The 15875-nt window shown below is 63.8% G+C and carries 18 protein-coding genes and 1 tRNA gene; 15 read left to right on the plus strand and 4 right to left on the minus strand.

Going from position 1 to position 15875, the window contains the following annotated elements:
* Nucleotides 1–154 precede the first annotated feature (154 nt).
* The 10 genes from ACERIT_RS03520 (at nucleotide 155) to ACERIT_RS03565 (ending at nucleotide 8340) form a co-directional block, all read left to right on the plus strand.
* Nucleotides 155–445, plus strand: coding sequence for a 50S ribosomal protein L21e (locus ACERIT_RS03520; protein ID WP_373673438.1), 291 nt, complete (start codon nucleotides 155–157; stop codon nucleotides 443–445).
* An 18-nt stretch (nucleotides 446–463) separates the two neighbouring features.
* A complete protein-coding gene (locus tag ACERIT_RS03525) occupies nucleotides 464–820 on the plus strand; it encodes an RNA polymerase Rpb4 family protein (RefSeq protein ID WP_373673439.1) in 357 nt (118 codons plus the stop codon).
* A gap of 131 nt (nucleotides 821–951) precedes the next feature.
* Complete coding sequence (locus ACERIT_RS03530) at nucleotides 952–1626, plus strand: DUF655 domain-containing protein (RefSeq protein WP_373673440.1); 675 nt, start codon at nucleotides 952–954, stop codon at nucleotides 1624–1626.
* A gap of 112 nt (nucleotides 1627–1738) precedes the next feature.
* Nucleotides 1739–2635 carry a 16S ribosomal RNA methyltransferase A gene (locus tag ACERIT_RS03535; RefSeq protein ID WP_373673441.1) on the plus strand — a complete coding sequence of 299 codons (897 nt, stop codon included), beginning with the start codon at nucleotides 1739–1741 and terminating at the stop codon, nucleotides 2633–2635.
* 156 nt (nucleotides 2636–2791) lie between these two features.
* Nucleotides 2792–3967, plus strand: coding sequence for a mechanosensitive ion channel family protein (locus ACERIT_RS03540; RefSeq protein ID WP_373673442.1), 1176 nt, complete (start codon nucleotides 2792–2794; stop codon nucleotides 3965–3967).
* Complete coding sequence (locus ACERIT_RS03545) at nucleotides 3964–4542, plus strand: HemK2/MTQ2 family protein methyltransferase (protein WP_373673443.1); 579 nt, start codon at nucleotides 3964–3966, stop codon at nucleotides 4540–4542. Before ACERIT_RS03540 ends, ACERIT_RS03545 begins: the two co-directional genes overlap by 4 nt.
* Nucleotides 4543–4638: 96 nt before the next feature.
* Nucleotides 4639–5637: a 5-methyltetrahydropteroyltriglutamate--homocysteine methyltransferase gene (locus ACERIT_RS03550; protein ID WP_373673445.1), complete on the plus strand. Its 999-nt coding sequence runs from the start codon at nucleotides 4639–4641 to the stop codon at nucleotides 5635–5637.
* Nucleotides 5637–6710 (plus strand): methionine synthase, encoded by a 1074-nt coding sequence (locus ACERIT_RS03555; protein ID WP_373673446.1) that lies wholly within the window; start codon nucleotides 5637–5639, stop codon nucleotides 6708–6710. Before ACERIT_RS03550 ends, ACERIT_RS03555 begins: the two co-directional genes overlap by 1 nt.
* A 99-nt stretch (nucleotides 6711–6809) precedes the next feature.
* Nucleotides 6810–7970: a DUF63 family protein gene (locus ACERIT_RS03560; protein ID WP_373673447.1), complete on the plus strand. Its 1161-nt coding sequence runs from the start codon at nucleotides 6810–6812 to the stop codon at nucleotides 7968–7970.
* A 175-nt stretch (nucleotides 7971–8145) separates the two neighbouring features.
* Complete coding sequence (locus ACERIT_RS03565; RefSeq protein ID WP_373673449.1) at nucleotides 8146–8340, plus strand: cold-shock protein; 195 nt, start codon at nucleotides 8146–8148, stop codon at nucleotides 8338–8340.
* A gap of 148 nt (nucleotides 8341–8488) precedes the next feature.
* Here the strand turns inward: ACERIT_RS03565 and ACERIT_RS03570 are convergent, their stop codons facing one another.
* Entirely contained in the window at nucleotides 8489–9286 is a 798-nt protein-coding gene (locus ACERIT_RS03570) for an inositol monophosphatase (RefSeq protein ID WP_373673451.1), read from the minus strand.
* Between the two features lie 145 nt (nucleotides 9287–9431).
* Between ACERIT_RS03570 and ACERIT_RS03575 the strand changes: the two genes are divergently transcribed.
* The gene (locus tag ACERIT_RS03575; RefSeq protein WP_373673452.1) at nucleotides 9432–9689 is read left to right on the plus strand and encodes a hypothetical protein; all 258 of its coding nucleotides are present in this window, start codon (nucleotides 9432–9434) and stop codon (nucleotides 9687–9689) included.
* A 216-nt stretch (nucleotides 9690–9905) separates the two neighbouring features.
* Here ACERIT_RS03575 and ACERIT_RS03580 read toward each other — a convergent pair.
* A tRNA-Leu gene (locus ACERIT_RS03580) sits at nucleotides 9906–9989 on the minus strand.
* Between the two features lie 175 nt (nucleotides 9990–10164).
* Here ACERIT_RS03580 and ACERIT_RS03585 point away from each other — a divergent pair.
* The 3 genes from ACERIT_RS03585 to ACERIT_RS03595 all read left to right on the plus strand — a co-directional run bounded on the left by ACERIT_RS03585 (nucleotide 10165) and on the right by ACERIT_RS03595 (nucleotide 12341).
* Nucleotides 10165–10656 (plus strand): DUF309 domain-containing protein, encoded by a 492-nt coding sequence (locus ACERIT_RS03585; RefSeq protein WP_373673453.1) that lies wholly within the window; start codon nucleotides 10165–10167, stop codon nucleotides 10654–10656.
* 63 nt (nucleotides 10657–10719) lie between these two features.
* Nucleotides 10720–11523 (plus strand): succinylglutamate desuccinylase/aspartoacylase family protein, encoded by an 804-nt coding sequence (locus ACERIT_RS03590; protein WP_373673454.1) that lies wholly within the window; start codon nucleotides 10720–10722, stop codon nucleotides 11521–11523.
* A 59-nt stretch (nucleotides 11524–11582) separates the two neighbouring features.
* On the plus strand, nucleotides 11583–12341 hold the full coding sequence (locus tag ACERIT_RS03595; RefSeq protein ID WP_373673455.1) for a hypothetical protein: 759 nt from the start codon (nucleotides 11583–11585) through the stop codon (nucleotides 12339–12341).
* A gap of 96 nt (nucleotides 12342–12437) precedes the next feature.
* Here the strand turns inward: ACERIT_RS03595 and ACERIT_RS03600 are convergent, their stop codons facing one another.
* Nucleotides 12438–13331 (minus strand): bifunctional methylenetetrahydrofolate dehydrogenase/methenyltetrahydrofolate cyclohydrolase, encoded by an 894-nt coding sequence (locus ACERIT_RS03600; RefSeq protein ID WP_373673456.1) that lies wholly within the window; start codon nucleotides 13329–13331, stop codon nucleotides 12438–12440.
* A gap of 210 nt (nucleotides 13332–13541) precedes the next feature.
* Complete coding sequence (gene glyA, locus ACERIT_RS03605; RefSeq protein WP_373673457.1) at nucleotides 13542–14789, minus strand: serine hydroxymethyltransferase; 1248 nt, start codon at nucleotides 14787–14789, stop codon at nucleotides 13542–13544.
* A gap of 267 nt (nucleotides 14790–15056) precedes the next feature.
* Between glyA and tbsP the strand changes: the two genes are divergently transcribed.
* Complete coding sequence (gene tbsP / locus ACERIT_RS03610) at nucleotides 15057–15869, plus strand: transcriptional regulator TbsP (RefSeq protein ID WP_373673458.1); 813 nt, start codon at nucleotides 15057–15059, stop codon at nucleotides 15867–15869.
* Nucleotides 15870–15875: the final 6 nt, after the last annotated feature.

The following is a 15875-nucleotide window of genomic DNA, read 5'->3' on the forward strand; positions in this document are numbered from 1 at the left end:
AGTGGCCCACGGACTGACGATCCGATCGTGACATGCGAGTTTCGATCGTGATCGCGTTCGCGGTTCTCCGGCGGATCGGCGTCTGTGAGTCGGTCACGTTCGCGGTCCGTAACGCACCATTTATAACTGCGCCGACGGTACTTGACCCACGACCATGCCGAGTTCCAACGGGCCCAAAAAGGCGACGCGCAACAAGCTTTCGAACGCGCCGCGCGAGCGCGGCGCTTCTCCGCCACAGCGAGCGATTCAGGAGTACGAGGAGGGCCAGAAGGTCCACCTCAAGATCGACCCGAGCGTCCAGAAGGGACGCTTCCATCCCCGATTCGACGGCCACACCGGAACGGTCATCGGGAAACAGGGGTCCGTATTCAAAGTCGAGATCAACGACGGCGGCAAACGGAAGACGCTCCTCGTCTCGGCCGCCCACATGCGCGCACAGAGCTGATCCGGGAGTTCACGCGAGATGACTATCTTCAAGGAGAAGCTCGAGGAGGAGAACATCACGGTCGCCGAGGCGAAGGAGGTCCTCGCCGACATCGAGGCGGAGCGCGCCGCCGCCGAGGACCGCGATCTCCGGTACGAACTCGCCCGCGCGATCGAACACGTCAACCGGTTCGCCACGCTCGAAGGCGAGGAGTCCCGCGAACTCGTCGAGGAACTGCTCGAACTCGAGTACGTCGACGAGCGGGCCGCGATCAAGATCGCCGACTTGCTGCCGGACGACAGGACTGAGCTCCGATCGGTGTTCGCCCACGAGCGATACTCGCTCGATGGCGACCAGCTGGACGGGATACTGAACGTCCTCGCGAAGTACGTGTAGCCGCCTCGCGAGTCGACCCTCGGCCGCCCGTCGCTCGTGGACCGATCGCATCACGTCCATCGGGTCCGAACGTCGAATCGACCGCCTCACGGCGGACGATTTTTAAGTATCACCTCCCCATAGACATGGGTATGAACGACCCTCAGCGCTCGCGCGCCCTGCCGGACGGTGGAACCGATGCCCGTTCGGATGGCGAGGCCGACTCCGATTCCGGCTCGGCTGCCGACTCCGCGTTCGAGTCCACCGAGGACGATCGGAAGTTCGCGGTGGCGATCGACGTGTTGCCCACCGGCCGGCCGGGCGACGAGCGGCCCCAGTACCAGAAGTCGCCGATCGCCTACGCGCTGGGGGAGTCGGACTTCCGGCTCTTCGAGCTCACCCTGACCGAGGAGGCCGACCTCTCTGTCGGTGACCGGATCGCCCTGGAGCCGACCGACGACGAGGTGGTCTCACGATACCGCGAGGTCGATTTCGACGAGTTGACCCACAACGCGGCTGCCGAGATCGAGTACGCCGTCGAACGGATCGTCGAGGAGAACGAGCAGCGGTTCGTCGACTTCTACAACGAGGCCGAGCCGATCACGCTCCGGCTTCACCGACTCAATCTGCTTCCCGGGATCGGCAAGAAGCTGCGGAACACGATCCTCGACGAGCGAAAGCGTGGCCCCTTCGAGAGCTTCGAGGACGTCTCCGATCGGATCTCGGGACTGCACCGTCCAAAGGAGGTTCTCGTCGAACGGATCATCGAGGAGATCCGCGAGGAGGACCTCAAATACCGGGTGTTCGTCGATCGTAACGACGAGTGAGGCGACCGCGACGGTGAATGTGGACGACCGCGACGACGGGTGAGGACGCGGCGTCTCCGCGCCTTCGACGCGAAGCGGGACGTTTACCGGAATGCCACCGTTACTGTGGATAATGACCGAGCCATCTCCTCGTGCGGACGGCGGGAGCGCTCCCGTCGCGGGCGAACGCGATCCGGATGGACTGATCCGGCGGGCCGGCCTCCGCGTCGATCCCGATCAGGACCAGCATTTCCTCGTCGACGATCGCGTTCTCGATCGGATCCCGACGTATCTTCCGGCCGACGCGGATCGCTCCCGACTTCTCGAGATCGGCGGCGGGGCCGGCGCGCTCACCGACCGCCTCCTCGGGACGCTCCCTGACGACGGTCGTCTGTCCGTGATCGAACGACACGATGGCTACGCGGCGTTCATTCGCGAGGAGTTCGACGACGCGGTTCGAGCCGACCGACTCGATGTGATCCACGGGGACGCACTCGAGGTGGAACTCCCGGAGTTTACCGCCTGTGTCTCGAATCTCCCGTACGGAATCTCCTCGGAGATAGTCTTTCGACTGCTGCCCGAGAAGCGACCGCTCGTGTTGATGTTCCAGGCGGAGTTCGCGGAACGAATGGTCGCGGAAGCCGGAACCAGCGAGTACGGCCGGCTGTCGGTCTCCGCGCGTCACTACGCGGACGTCGAGTTGGTCGAGCACGTCCCCCGTGAAGCCTTCGAGCCGAAGCCGGCCGTCCGGAGTGCGATCGTTCGATGTACACCCCGTGACCCCGACTACGAGGTGCCCGACGAGGCGTTCTTCTTGCGGTTCGTCAAGGCGCTGTTCACTCAGCGGCGCAAGACGCTTCGAAACGCGATCCGAAACACAGGGCACATTTCCGGTCTGGCCGAGCCGGAGGCGGTCGTCGAGGCGATCGACGAGGATGTCCTCCGACGGCGTCCGGGAACCCTCGAACCGTCCGCATTCGCCGAACTTGCCACGATCGCGTACGAACGCGGGGAGCCCCACGATCCCTGATCAAAGCACGACCGGGAATGCGTCTTCGAATCCGAACCCGAAAATGAACGTTCTTAACCGATCACGGCGAACCACCCCACGAGAGGACACGATCGTTGTGAACGGACGCTTGAACTCGTGGCTAGCGGGGGGACACCCCGGTGCGGTGATCGATCGATGACGGCGATGGAATCGGTCTGGCCCGGGAACGGGCAGGTGGCGCTGGGGATGATGGAACGGCTCGGGGCGAGCCTCGCCATCGTCCTGTTCGTCTTCCTCGTTCGCCATCTCGTCCGTCGATACCGCGTCTCGAAAGGGCCGGATCTCGGAACCGTCAAACGCCTCGCGCTGTCGACGGTGATGGCAGCGACCACGGCCGTCGGCGTTCTCGGATTGATCGGATTGTGGGGACTCGGCGACCAGCTACTGGCGGCGTACGGCCGTCTCGAACTTGGTTCGCAAGTTCCAAACATCGTCCTCGCCGTCATCGTTCTCGGCGGAGCCTACGCGATCACGGACTTCCTCGGACAGATCATCGGGGAGGTAGTCTCCACCGGCAAGACGATCACCTCCCACCAAAAACAGGTGATCTACCGGTTGACACAGCTCTCGATCTACTCGCTGGCGGCGCTCGTGGTCATCGGGCTATTCACCGACAACCTCGGAAACCTCCTCGTCGGCGCGGGGTTCCTCGGCATCGTCGTCGGCATGGCGGCACGTCAGACTCTCGGGTCGGTGCTCGCCGGAGTCGTCCTGATGATCTCACAACCCTTCGCGATCGGTGATTGGGTCCAGTTCGGCGACTACGAGGGGACCGTCACCGAGATCACGATCTTTCACACTCGACTCCAGACGTTCGACGGGGAACAAGTCACCATCCCGAACGATCGCATCGGAAACGACGTGATCGTCGATCGGTCCCGAAAGGGGCGTCTACGGATCGAGGTCGAGGTCGGCATCGATTACGCCGACGACCCTGACCACGCCGCCGATGTCGCTCGAAAGGCGACGGCGGCGATCGATGACGTGAGGACTGCGCCGCGTCCGAAGGTCGTTGCCAAGCGGTTCGGGGACTCCTCGGTCGTACTCGGCGTCCGCTTTTGGATCGATCAGCCAAGCGCCAGAAAGCGGTGGCGGACGCAGTCGAAGGTCATCTCGGCGGTACACGAGGCGTTCTCGAACGAGGGGATCACGATCCCCTTCCCGCAGCGGACGCATGGCTCGCGTCCTGAGGAACTCTCGGTCACCGTGGGATCTCCGAATTCGTCGGGGGAATCGAGCGTCGATGGGAGCGAAAATCCGAGAAACACCCGGTCATCGGCTGACGGGAACGGATCGGGAGGTTCCGGATGACCGATCTCGCGGAGCGGCGCGGGGCGGAGACGACCGTCTACCAGCCGGCCGAGGACTCCGGACTCCTCGCCGAGGCGGCGATCGAGGAGGCGACCGGCCGGGTGCTGGAGGTTGGTACCGGATCCGGGTGGGTCGCAAAGCGAGTCGCGGAACGGGCGGATCCCGAGGCCAACATCGAGGTGGTCGCAAGCGATCTCAATCCACACGCATGCCGACAAGCGCGGGAGCGCGGACTCTCAGTCGTCCGCGGGAACCTTCTCGACCCGTTTCGGGCTGAATCGTTCGACACGGTCCTGTTCAACCCCCCGTATCTTCCGACCGATCCCGAAAACGAATGGGACGACTGGATGGAAACTGCCCTCTCCGGTGGCGAGACCGGTCGAGCCCTCATCGATCCGTTTCTCGACGACGTGGGTCGGGTGTTGACGTCGGGCGGCTTCGTCCTGTTGCTCGTGAGTTCGCTTGCCGGCTACGAAGCCGTGCTCTCGCGCGCGGAGGAGGCGGGTTTCGATCACGAGGTCGTTCGCGAGGAGTCGTATCCCTTCGAGACGCTTTCGATCCTCCGACTGTTCTGAACGAAATTCTCCGAGGGTCTCCGTTGTGATTGAGATTACTAGAAGAAATAATCTGCATTAGTAAATATTAAACTGCGGCATATCTAACTTCCGTCGATGACTGAACGAGTCGCGACCACGCCGGGGCTGTTTCCGCTCCCGGATTGGGCGAAGGAGACGCTTTCGGAGTTGAAGGGCCACCAGAAGGGCGACCTGTTGAGCGGCGAGGAGGGTCGCGAGATCGTCGAGACCTACGACGAGGTTCGCTCCGAACTGATCGACGACCAAGTCGACGCCGGACTCGACCGAATCGTCGAGGGCCAATCGCGATGGGACGACATGATCGCCCATCCGTTGACGATCGCCGACGGTGTTGAAACCGGCGGCATCGTCCGATATTACGATAACAACAACTTCTATCGGGATCCGCAGGTTCGAACGGAGCCGTCCCCGAGCGGGGACGTCGCCGACGATCTCGCCGCTGCGACGGCGGACGCTCCCGATGATTCTGACATTCAGGCGGTCCTTCCGGGACCGTACTCGCTTGCCGACCTGGCGACGAACGAGACGTCCCACGACGAGGAGGCATTCCTCGATACGATCGCAACGTTTCTCGCCGAGGAGGTCGACGCGCTCGGCGAACACGAGACGCTCTTCCTGCTTGAGCCCTCGTTCGCGGAGAACCCGCCGGGCGATGGCGAGGACGCGCAAGCGAGCGCGGCGATCGATACGGTCGCCGATGCGAGCGACGCCGAGGTCGTCGTTCACACCTACTGGGGTGCGATCCCGGAGAAGCCGTACGCACACCTGCTCGATGCCGATATCGACGCGGTAGGGATCGATCTCGTCGCCGCCGATCGCGAGGACTCCGTGTATAATGTTCAGGAGTACGGTGCGACGGATTCGATCGCCCTCGGTGTAGTCGACGGACAGAATACCCTCGTCGAGACGCCGGAGACAATCGGCGAACGCGTCGAATGGTTCGAATCGCAGGTACCGGTCGACGACTTCGAGACGACCTACGTCACTTCGAACACCGAGCTGTTCTATCTCCCCGAGAACAAGTATAAAGCGAAGCTAAACGCCCTCGTTGCGGGCGTGGAGGTGCTTTCATAATGGTTCGAATACCCGAGGCCAACCGCGAACAGTTCCGTCCCGAGGCGCATCCGAACGATCACTTCCTGTTGACGACCGTGGTCGGATCGTATCCGAAACCGAAGTGGCTCAACCGCACCAACGAACTCGTCGACGATCCGGACTCGAAGTTCGACGAGGATGACCTCGCGGAGGCCCACGACGACGCCTGCCGGCTCATCACCTGCGAACACGAGCGGACCGGCCTCGATACGGTCGTCGATGGCGAGATGCGACGCAACGAGATGGTCGAGTTCTTCGCCCACCGGATACCCGGCTACGAGTTCAACGGCCCGGTGAAGGTGTGGGGTCACAATTACTTCAATAAGCCCTCCGTCGTCGAGGAAGTCAGCTACGACGAGCCCTGGCTCATCGATGAGTTCGAGTTCACGAGCGAGGTGGCGAGCCGGCCGGTCAAGGTCCCGATCACGGGGCCGTACACGCTCGGATTCTGGGCGTTCAACGAGGCCTACGAGACTACCGAGGATCTGGTCTATGACCTCGCCGATCTCGTCAACGAGGAGATCGAGCGACTAGTCGATGCCGGTGCACGGTACATTCAGATCGACGAACCCGCGCTTGCGACCACTCCCGAGGACCATGCTATCGTCGCGGAGGCGCTCGAGCGGATCACCGCCGGGATCCCCGAGGAGGTCCGGATCGGGCTTCACGTCTGTTATGGCGACTACTCGCGGATCTACCCCGAGTTGAACGAGTTCCCGATCGACGAGTTCGACGTCGAACTGTGTAACGGCGATTATGAACAGGTCGATGTATTCACCGACCCCGAATTCGAACCGGATCTGGCCCTCGGCGTCGTCGACGCCCACACGGCGGAGGTCGAGTCGGTCGCGGAAATAAAACGGAACGTTCTCCAGGGGCTGAAGATCGTGCCGCCCGAGAAGCTCACCATCTCGCCCGATTGCGGGCTCAAGCTGTTGCCCCGCGAGATCGCCTACGGAAAGACCGAGAACATGGTGACCGCCGTCCGGGAGATCGAGGCAGAACTCGACGCGGGCGAGATCGACCTCGAGGATCCTCTGGCTAACTACTGAGTCCGGATCGGTGCGGGCGGACTCCGATAGTCGGTCGATCGTGGCGGAGCGGCGACCGTACCGCAGAAGCTAAACCCGCCGGTCATCCCAACTTCACCAATGAGTCTCTCGATCTCCGAACGCATCGAGTCGTCACCGGAGGCGGCGTGGGTCGCGACGGTCCTCGCCCTGGTGGTCGGCTTTGCCGGCGGGGCGCTCCTGTTCCCCCGCTACGTCTACGACCGGTTCCTCTGGCGATACTTCTGGGGACCGGTCGCTGCCGACGGGGAGGGCGCCCAATGTGCCGTTCGGTACCCGGATGGCGGCGTCGAGTACCTCGACAGCACGGCCGCGTGCAGCGATGCGGCCGCCTCCGCGAACGCCGTCGTCGCCTCCCCCGGCTACACCACGGTCTCCACGATCTCCTATATCGTCATCTTGCTGATCGCGCTCCTCGGCGTCTTGTTCCTGCTTCGTCGGCTGGGAATCGGCGAGGAGAAGCGGTTCTTCTTCGCGTTGTTCCCGTTCGTCCTCTTTGGTGGCGCCCTTCGAACGATCGAGGATGCCGGCGTCGCCGCCCTCGCGGCCGGCGGCGAACACCTGGTTCCGGCCCCCTGGACCGCGCTGTTGATCAGTCCGTTCATCTATGTAACCGTCTTTCTCGTAACGCTCGTGTGTGTGATCGTAGCGTACGCGCTTGCCGACCGGGGCCTCATGAACGATTATGCGAGGCCGCTTTTTGCAATGGGGACGATCGCGGTCATGGCCGCGATCGGGTATCTCGCCGTCCTCGCTGTCACGACCGAGTTCGTGACGTTTCATGCCTCCGTGGTGACGGTGACCCTCGCGATCGCGACCGGAACGACGGCCATCACCTGGTGGCTCATCGGGCGTTTCAAACCCTCTATCAACGATGGAACCGGCTATATCGGACTCGTCGTCATCTGGGGACACGCGATCGACGGTACCGCGAACGTGATCGGGTTGAATTGGATGCCGGTGCTGACCGGCTCCCCGAATCTCGTCCCGAAACACGTGGTTAACGCCGCGATCATTCGGTGGACCGGACGCTACCTTCCCGAATCGATCGTCGCCGTCACCGGCGACGCCTGGCCCTTCCTCCCGGTGAAACTGGCGGCCGCGACGTTCATCGTGTGGGTGTTCAACGAGGAGATGTTCGAGGAGTCGCCACGATACACCGTCTTACTGATGGTGACCGTTCTCGCGGTTGGACTCGGCCCCGGAACCCGCGACGTCCTGCGTGCGACCTTCGGCGTGTAGTGTGGATATCGACGATCCAACCGACATCTCGATCGAATGAGAACGATTCGAACTGCGAATTCTGTTGAGTCGGTCGCTCGGAACCCCGAAAACACCGATCTCGGTACTCGGTAGCGGTCCCGGTATCACGTCTCTCATAAGCGTTAACCGTGAGGGGGACCTCCTTTCGGTTGCAATGTCGAAAGGTACGGTTGATTTCTTCAACGACACTGGCGGTTACGGTTTCATTACGACTGACGACGCGGATGAGGACGTGTTCTTCCACATGGAGGACGTCGGCGGTCCCGACCTCGAAGAGGGACAGGACGTCGAGTTCGAAATTGAGGACGCTCCGAAGGGCCCGCGCGCGACGAACGTCGTTCGTAGCTAAGCCCCTCCCCGTAAAGACGCCAGCGTCACGCTGACGGTTTGCAGTTTTCGACGCGTTCGCTCGGAAGCGGTTTCGGGCGCCCGCGTTTGCATCGTTTGACTCGTCACCGACGGGTCTTTTCGCCGCGAGCCGAGCACACTTCCCGGAGCTACGCGTCCGCGATCTCGTTTGCCGCCTCCAGCAACTCCTCGTGCAGTTCGCCGTTCGAGGCGACGAGCCCGACCGAGTCGTGTCGCCAGCGGTTCCCGTCCAGATCGGTGACCCTGCCGCCCGCTCGTCGGATCAACGTGACCCCGGCGACCGTATCCCACGGATTCGTCTCGACGTTCGTGATCGCGCCCTCGAGGCTGCCGTCGGCGATCGACGCGAGTAGAGCCTGCGCGCAGCCGATGCGTCTCGCGTCGCCGAAGCGCCGGACGACCGCCTCGCACGCGCGAGCGTACTCGTCGCGCCGATCCATCGCCCACCACATCGCCGGGGCGACGATCGCCGCCTCCGGATCGTCGACATCGCTCGTTGCGATCGGCTCGCCGTTCCGGGTGGCACCGTCCTCGTCGGCGATGTAGGTGTCCTCGAGTGCGGGCATCGCGGTCGTTGCCGCGATGGGATCGCCATCCTCGACGGCCGCCACGACGGTCCCCCACACCCGATTCTCTCGGACGTAGTTGCTCGTTCCGTCGATCGGGTCGATGATCCAGGCCGCCCCCGACTCCGGAACGGCTTTCAGTTCGTCCTTCTCTTCGCCAACGATCGCATCGTCGGGGAACGCGTTCCGAATCACGTCGATGGCCTCCCGTTGGGCCGCGTGGTCGGCCGCCGTGACGACGTCGGTCTTTCCGGATTTGGTCTCGGCGTCGATCCCGGTTCGAAAGCGGTTGTGGGCCACGCGGGCGCCGGCGCGGGCCGCGCGCTCCGTGATCGTCGTCCGGTCGGCGCGTTCGGTCATACCGGGGAGTGGATCGGCCGCGCCCCTTAACGCATCGATCGGGGAGATCCGGATAACCGATCCGGACTCTCGCGTTCGATCGAAAATAATTAACTCAGTTTCGAATTCGCGTACCTTTATATGGATGTCGGTCCTGATACCTCGTATGCGCCCCGAGGAAGCGGTCAGACAGATCGAGTACGCGATCGACGCCAACCTGGAAGAGATCGGACAGCGAAGCGCCGCCGGCTACCGCCACACCTTCGAACGCGTCGCCGAGCGTGCTGACGGCCGTGCCGTCTATGAACTCGCCTGTGAACTCGCCGCCGAGATCTCCGCCGGCTCGCGTCCGGACCCAGCGGAGGCGAACGCGACCGCCGAAACCGTCCTCGCCGACCGCGCCTACACTGACGGCGGACGGTAACGCGTCCCGCTCGTCGGCGTCGACCGCTTCATCACTCGATCGCTTCTTCCCGGCTCGCTTTTTCCCGTTCGCCACGCTCGCGTTCGTTCGAATTCGCTATCTCCCGTTCGTCCCGAGCGCGGCTGCTGTGCTCGGGACGTGACTTCCGTGGAGAATTTTTGCGAGGGAAGAGCGCTCCAAGAGCGGTCTTCCGCATCACGGGTGTGACCCCGGCGATGCGAGGGGAGGGATTTGAACCCACGGACCTCTACAGGAGCGGATCTTGAGTCCGCCGCCGTTTCCGGGCTTGGCTACCCTCGCACGCATTCTGGAGATAATCCCGATCAAGGTTTAAGCCTCCGGTTTTCCCTGGCGGTGATTCGGTGCGATTCCGGAGATCGGGACTCGGATCGGTGCTCCCATTGGCATCGATCCGTGGTCGGCTCCGCCGGGAGTTCTCCCATACCGTTTAGACGCGTGGGCCCGTTCGATCCACATGGACGAACACACCCGTGATCCGGGAGTCGCACCGCCGCTCGGCGATCCGACCGGGTGGCGACGCGACGACCGCATCTGGGAGCATGCGACGCTTCGGCGCGCGAGCGAACACGGGATCCGACTTTTCAACGCCGGCGAGTACCACGACTCACACGATTGCTTCGAGGACGAGTGGTACAACTACGGGGCCGGAACCGTCGAATCGGCCTTCCTCCACGGCATGGTTCAGGTCGCCGCGGGCGCCTACAAGCACGCCGATTTTAACAACGACGACGGAATGTGTAGCCTCTTTGAGACCGCGCTGGAGTATCTCCACGGCGTTCCGGACGACTTCTACGGGGTTGACCTTGAGGACGTCCGCAGTACGCTCCATGCGGCGCTTGCGGACCCGGCCGCCATCGACGGCTGGCGCATCACGATCGACGACGCACGGCCGGAGGCGTATCCGGTCGACTACGAGTACGTCGAGGCGCTTAAGAACGGTCCATGAGTTCCCGACTCGCCCTCTTTTGCGATCCGATCCCCACTTATTCGCTCGTCCGGTACTCAAAGTATGCGAATCGTCGAGTTGGGTGATGGTCGACCCGAGATCGCGGTGGTTGCGGCCATCCATGGCGATGAGCCGTGCGGTGTCCGCGCCGTCGATCGTCTCATCGCCGACGAGATGGCCTACGAGCGGCCGATCAAGCTAATCGTCGCCAACGAGGAGGCACTCGAAGCGGGCGAGCGATATCTCGAGGAGGACCTCAACCGGGCGTTCCCGGGCGATCCGGACGCGGACACCCACGAGGGGCGGCTCGCCCACCAGCTTCTCTCGGAGCTGACCGGGTGTACAACCCTCGCGCTCCACTCGACGCAGTCGTACGCTGAACCCTTCGCGGTCATCGATACGATGGACGAGGTCGCCCGCGGCGTGGCCCCTCATCTGCCGGTCGAGGCGGTCGTCCAGACCGACGCGTTCACCGAGGGGCGACTCATCGAGGACCCCCACACGATCGAAGTGGAGTGTGGTCTGCAGGGGTCCGAGGAGGCCGCCGACAACGCCTACTGGCTCGTGCGTGCGTTCCTGGCGGCGACGGGAGCGCTTTCGGCACCGGGTTCCGAAAGCGTCGTCGATGCGGGCGGCCGTGGCGACGTTGACGTCTTTCGACTGTCCGAGCGGATCCCGAAGCCGTCGGCCACCGAATACGAGGTGTTCGTCCACAACTTCGAACGCGTCGAGGTCGGAGAACGGTTTGCCGCCGCCGACGGCGAGCCCCTCATCGCCGAGACGCCCTTTTACCCCGTGTTGCTCTCGGCGTACGGCTACGAACACGAGTTCGGCTACGCGGCCGAGTACGTCGACAGCTTTGCATAGCCGACGCTCACCGCCTTCGGTGACCAACCATTTACGCATCCCGCCACGATACGCGATCGATGAAAGTCCGTGGTGAACGCGAGTGCACCGAGTGTGACACCCGGTGGTCCTATTATGAGACCGGGTCGATCACCTGTCCGGACTGCGGGAGTATGCGGAGCGTCGGCGTCGATGAGCGCCGCCGCCACACCGATTCGCCGGTGGAACTCGATCTGTCCGAGCATCGGCTCCGGTTCGGCGAGGCGGCCGGCACCCTCCCCGAGGACGGTCACGCGGACCTCGAGGCGGACCTGCGCGCGTACGTCCACCGCCGCGGATTCATCCGCGGCGGCGAGCTGTTGCCCCTCGACGACGTCGCTCTGGCCGCCCGCGAGTTGCTCCAGGCGCTCGACGTTTACGGGCGGCTCGCCGACCCGACCGACCACGATCGCGAGTACCTCCTCCGGTTGCTCGACGGCGCCGACGACGGCGAACGGCCGGCACCGGGAACCGTCCCCGACCGGCTCCGTGCGGCCCGCGGACTCGCCTACGCGAACGCGATCGATGCCTATCGCGAGGACCTGACGAGGTATCTCGACGACATGGGGGCCGACACCGCGGACGACTCCGGTCCGGACGTCGACCTTGAGGCTGCCCGAGACGTCCTCGAGTCACTTCGCGACCGCATCAGACGCGTCGAGTCGCTTCACGGTGACGTCGACCCCGATGCGATCGAGACCCTCGTGCGTGCGGCAAACGATCTGGGTCGATATCTCCGTGAAGGGGATGCGACGGCCCTCTCAAGCGCACGCGAACGGGTGAGCGGCTCGACCCAGTAATCGTCTCCCGACCCGGTATTCTCCTCACTGAACAGACGTCCGTGGAATCCGCGTGTCTCGTCATCAACACGCCCACGAGCGCGGAGTGGACCCGTCTCAGGGGAGATCGATATCGACGCCGGTCTGCAGGCTCGCCGCCTTCAGCGTGTTATACAGAAGCATTGCGCGGGTCATCGGACCGACGCCACCGGGAACCGGCGTGATCGCGCCGGCAACCTCGACGGCGGAGTCGTACTCGACGTCGCCGACGAGCTCCGTGCCTGATCCGTCCTCGCTTTCGACACGATTGATCCCGACGTCGATCACGGTTGCGCCCTCCTGGAGCATCGAGCCGTCGATGAACTCCGGCATGCCGGCTGCGGCGATCACGATGTCGGCCTGGCGGGTTCGTGCCGCCAGATCGTCAGTTCGGGAGTGACAGACCGTCACCGTGGCGTTCCCCTGGGGAGCCTTCTGGATCAACAGGTTCGCCATCGGCTTGCCGACGATGTCCGACCGACCGACTACGACCGCATCGGCACCCTCCGTCTCGATATCGTGGGCCGCGAACAGCCGCTGGATTCCGTGTGGGGTGCAGGGCTTAAACCGGGCGTTGCCGGCCACGAGCCGGCCGACGTTTTCGGGATGGAACCCATCGACGTCCTTTTCCGGGCGGATCCGGCGCAATACCTCCCGCTCGTCGACGTGATCGGGGAGCGGAAGCTGCACTAAGATTCCGTGGACGCCGTCGTCGTCGTTCAACTCGTCGATCGTCTCGTACAGCTCCGATGCGGGGGCCTCCGGATCCAATTCGACGTGGATGCCCTTCATGTCGACCTCCTCGCAGTCGCGCTGTTTCATCGAGACGTACGTCTCACTCGCCGGATCCTCGCTCATCAACACGGTCGCGAGTCCGGGTTTGACGCCCGCGTCCGCCAGCGTCTCGACGCGGTCTGCGATCCCGTCGCGAATGTCGGCGGCGACGGCGTTCCCGTCGATGACCTCGGTCATACCCGTACTGTCGAGCGCGCCGGTAAAAGGATACGGGATCGTGGTCATGATGTACTCGCAGGAACGAGGAATATGCACGTTCGTGGTGGGTTCGGCCGGATCGTGGATCGTCCCCCTTCTGATCGAGGAATCAGGGGAACGGCTCCGTCACCACGATCGATCGGAAGCCGATGCGAGGAGCCTCTCCCTTCGGGCTGATCGGCACTCAGGCTATTGGTAAAGCGGATGTGCCGCACAGAGTTCGTTCACGCGTTCGCCGACCTCGTAGATCACGTCGTCGGAGTCGTGACTGTCGACGACGCGATGGATGAGGTCTGCGACTTCGCGGATCTCCTCGGTGCCGAACCCGCGGGTCGTGAGCGCGGCGGTGCCGGCGCGGATCCCCGAGGGATTGAACGCCGATCGGGTCTCGCCGGGCACGGTGTTCGCGTTGAGCACGATGTTTGCGGCCGCGAGCGCGTCCTCGGCCTCACCGCCGGTGAGATCGGGGTGCGACTCACGGAGATCCACGAGCACGAGATGGGTGTCGGTCCCGCCCGAGACGAGCGAGAGGCCGTGATCGGTCAGCCGGTCGCCGAGGGCTCGCGCGTTCTCGACGACCTGCTCGGCGTACGTCTCGAATTCCGGCTGGAGGGCCTCTTTGAAGCCAACCGCCTTGCCGGCGATGTTGTGCATGAGCGGGCCGCCCTGGCCGCCCGGGAAGACCGCCTTGTCGATCGCATCGGCGTACTGCTCGTCGCACATCACGATCCCCCCGCGACCGGCCCGGATCGTCTTGTGGGTCGAACCGGTTACGAAATCGGCAGTCCCGACCGGCGAGGAGTGGACGTCCGCCGCCACGAGTCCCGTGATGTGGGCCATATCGGCGAGATGGTAGGCATCGACCGCGTCGGCGGCCGCCTGGATGCGTTCCCACTCGACCTCTCGCGGATACGCGGAGTAGCCGGAGACGATGATGTCGGGCTCGAACGATTCGGCCAACTCGGAAAGCGCCTCGTAGTCGATGTACCCCGTCTCAGGGTCGATCTCGTACTGTTCGACGTCGTAGAGCTGCCCCACGAAGTTCGCCGGATGGCCGTGCGAGAGGTGGCCGCCGTGTGTGAGATCCAACGAGAGGATCCGATCTCCGGGTTCCAACATCGCAAAGTAGACGGCCTGATTCGCCTGCGTTCCCGAGTGGGGTTGCACGTTGACGTGGTCTGCACCCCACAGCTCCTTTGCCCGATCGATCGCCAGTTGTTCGACGTCGTCGGCGTACTCACAGCCGGCGTAATATCGCGATTCCGGATACCCTTCCGCGTACTTGTTCGTGAGCACGCTTCCCTGTGCCTCCAGAACGGCTTTGCTGGCGTGATTCTCGCTCGCGATCATCGCGAGGGTTCGCTCCTGTCGGTCGAGTTCGCCCGAGAGCGCGTCCGCGACCGCCGGGTCGACCGTTCGAACCTGGTCGTACTCCATATTGAATCCCGTGGGAGACGCGACAATAAGCCTGTCCGTCCGATCCTCTCGATCGTCCCGGTTCGCTCGCACCGCTCCACGCTTGTCACTGACGACCACGCTGCCGCCGACCCACGAACTCTTCGGGAGCTACCGCCGATCGATCCTTCGGGTTCCGTCGTGACGGTTCGGTAAACGTGAGTACGGTTTTTTCACCGAATATCGAGATGATATACGTCGCTCGCCGATAAGATTAAGTAACAACGAGCCGATCATACTACAACACTAATGGCATCGAGTCTACTGGAATCCGATCTCGAGGGGATCCTCTCTTCGGCGTTCTCCTCGGCGGACGAACTGGTCGTCGTGGACCCATCAGTGGACACGATCGTCTCGATCGCCGACGCCGATGTCGACTGGGAAGACACTCCCCGGTTGTTGGTCCTTGCGGACGAGGACGTGCTCAAGGAGGCCCTGGAGACGTTCCCGGTCGCATCAACGATCGCGGAACTCCTGGATCGGGAGGCGCTTTCGATCCGGACGCTCGAGGCGCCCGTCGAAAACTCCCTTTTCGTCTCCGAGAACCGGGTTCTCGCGATCGTCGGCACCGACGATCGGATCGCCGCGCTGTCGACCGACGAGGCGGAGTTCGTCGATGCGGTCGCCTCGAGTTACTGGGATCGGTTCGAGGATGCACCGGCCTATCGGATCCGGACGCCCGCGATCGGCCGGGTTCGCGAGACGATGGCCGAGGCGCTCGGAACCGAGATGCAGGAGGACTTCGATGCGGTTCTTTCGGCGGTCGCGTCCGGCGACGTCGACGAGAGCGTCCTTGACGCCGTGACGATCGCCCTGCTCGTGGCCGCGCGCAACGAGGTCCTCCTGTATGACCTCTCCAAGTGGGGAGAGGACGTCGGGATCGCCTCCAAGGCGACGTTCTCGCGGACGAAGACCAGCCTCGAGGATCACGGGCTGATCGACACGGAGAAGGTCCCGATCGACGTCGGACGCCCACGCCTGCGGCTGAAGATCGGCGACGACCGGCTTCGTGATCTCCCGCCGGATCGGTTCGCGGCCACCGCGGCGGACATCCTCTCGTGAGATCTC

The sequence above is a fragment of the Halopenitus sp. H-Gu1 genome, assembly GCF_041821145.1.
Taxonomy (GTDB): domain Archaea; phylum Halobacteriota; class Halobacteria; order Halobacteriales; family Haloferacaceae; genus Halopenitus.

Bases quoted from the DNA above. Each gene is read 5' to 3' on its own strand.
- ACERIT_RS03535 (WP_373673441.1), top strand. From the start codon at position 1,739: ATGACCGAGCCATCTCCTCGTGCGGACGGCGGGAGCGCTCCCGTCGCG.
- ACERIT_RS03575 (WP_373673452.1), top strand. From the start codon at position 9,432: ATGCGCCCCGAGGAAGCGGTCAGACAGATCGAGTACGCGATCGACGCC.
- ACERIT_RS03530 (WP_373673440.1), top strand. From the start codon at position 952: ATGAACGACCCTCAGCGCTCGCGCGCCCTGCCGGACGGTGGAACCGAT.
- glyA (WP_373673457.1), bottom strand. From the start codon at position 14,789: ATGGAGTACGACCAGGTTCGAACGGTCGACCCGGCGGTCGCGGACGCG.
- ACERIT_RS03595 (WP_373673455.1), top strand. From the start codon at position 11,583: ATGAAAGTCCGTGGTGAACGCGAGTGCACCGAGTGTGACACCCGGTGG.
- tbsP (WP_373673458.1), top strand. From the start codon at position 15,057: ATGGCATCGAGTCTACTGGAATCCGATCTCGAGGGGATCCTCTCTTCG.
- ACERIT_RS03585 (WP_373673453.1), top strand. From the start codon at position 10,165: ATGGACGAACACACCCGTGATCCGGGAGTCGCACCGCCGCTCGGCGAT.
- ACERIT_RS03555 (WP_373673446.1), top strand. From the start codon at position 5,637: ATGGTTCGAATACCCGAGGCCAACCGCGAACAGTTCCGTCCCGAGGCG.
- ACERIT_RS03525 (WP_373673439.1), top strand. From the start codon at position 464: ATGACTATCTTCAAGGAGAAGCTCGAGGAGGAGAACATCACGGTCGCC.
- ACERIT_RS03550 (WP_373673445.1), top strand. From the start codon at position 4,639: ATGACTGAACGAGTCGCGACCACGCCGGGGCTGTTTCCGCTCCCGGAT.
- ACERIT_RS03540 (WP_373673442.1), top strand. From the start codon at position 2,792: ATGACGGCGATGGAATCGGTCTGGCCCGGGAACGGGCAGGTGGCGCTG.
- ACERIT_RS03590 (WP_373673454.1), top strand. From the start codon at position 10,720: ATGCGAATCGTCGAGTTGGGTGATGGTCGACCCGAGATCGCGGTGGTT.
- ACERIT_RS03570 (WP_373673451.1), bottom strand. From the start codon at position 9,286: ATGACCGAACGCGCCGACCGGACGACGATCACGGAGCGCGCGGCCCGC.
- ACERIT_RS03560 (WP_373673447.1), top strand. From the start codon at position 6,810: ATGAGTCTCTCGATCTCCGAACGCATCGAGTCGTCACCGGAGGCGGCG.
- ACERIT_RS03545 (WP_373673443.1), top strand. From the start codon at position 3,964: ATGACCGATCTCGCGGAGCGGCGCGGGGCGGAGACGACCGTCTACCAG.
- ACERIT_RS03565 (WP_373673449.1), top strand. From the start codon at position 8,146: ATGTCGAAAGGTACGGTTGATTTCTTCAACGACACTGGCGGTTACGGT.
- ACERIT_RS03600 (WP_373673456.1), bottom strand. From the start codon at position 13,331: ATGACCGAGGTCATCGACGGGAACGCCGTCGCCGCCGACATTCGCGAC.
- ACERIT_RS03520 (WP_373673438.1), top strand. From the start codon at position 155: ATGCCGAGTTCCAACGGGCCCAAAAAGGCGACGCGCAACAAGCTTTCG.